This is a genomic window from Clostridium sp. OM05-9 (genome assembly GCF_003481465.1).
Lineage (GTDB): Bacteria > Bacillota > Clostridia > Lachnospirales > Lachnospiraceae > Coprococcus > Coprococcus ammoniilyticus.
The window spans coordinates 1-877 of record NZ_QULF01000013.1; the positions used below are offsets into that span (position 1 = coordinate 1).

Consider the following 877-nt stretch of genomic DNA (forward strand, 5'->3'; position numbering starts at 1 on the left):
GAATATGTTCTTGCAGATGGAAGCATAAGCGCAACCAAGACAGGAATCAGCGTACCTGCAAACGGAAGCGTAACGATCAATGACATACCTGTAGGAATTTACAGTGTAAGTGAAGAGCAAACCGGAACAGCAGTTGCAAACTATGGCTTAGCAGTCAGTGGGGAAGGTAATGTCACCGTCACCAAGGATGCGACAGCAACCGCAACTGTAACGAACACTTATACCCAGGATAAGGGAAGCTTAACGGTAGCCAAGGCAGTTGCAGGATATACCTTTGATTCCAGCAAGACATTCATGATCTATGTAACAAACGCTAGCGGCGAATATGTTCTTGCAGATGGAAGCGTAAGCGCAACCAAGACAGGAATCAGCGTACCGGCAAACGGAAGCGTAACGATCAATGACATACCTGTAGGAATTTACAGTGTAAGTGAAGAGCAAACCGGAACAGCAGTTGCAAACTATGGCTTAGCAGTCAGTGGGGAAGGTAATGTCACCGTCACCAAGGATGCGACAGCAACCGCAACCGTAACGAACACTTATACAGAAGATAAGGGAAGCCTTACTGTAGAAAAGGCAGTTGCAGGATATACCTTCGATGCGAACAAGACATTTACGATCTATGTAACAAATGCAAGTGGAGAATATGTCAAAGAAGATGGAAGCACAACAGCAACCAAGACAGGAATCAGCGTGCCGGCAAACGGAAGCGTAACGATCGACAACATTCCGGTAGGAACTTATACAGTAAGTGAGGAAGCAAATGGAACCGCGGTTAAGGATTATGGCTTAACAGTCAATGGTGAAGGTAATGTCATCGTCACTAAGGATGCGACAGCGACCGCAACTGTAACGAACACTTATACTCAGGATAAGG

General features: G+C 46.0%; 1 protein-coding gene. It reads left to right on the plus strand.

Annotation, left to right across the window (positions count from 1 at the left end; translation table 11 throughout):
* Positions 1-877, plus strand: an 877-nt coding sequence (locus DXB77_RS13090; RefSeq protein ID WP_182439497.1) for a DUF5979 domain-containing protein, incomplete at both ends; no start/stop codon positions are given.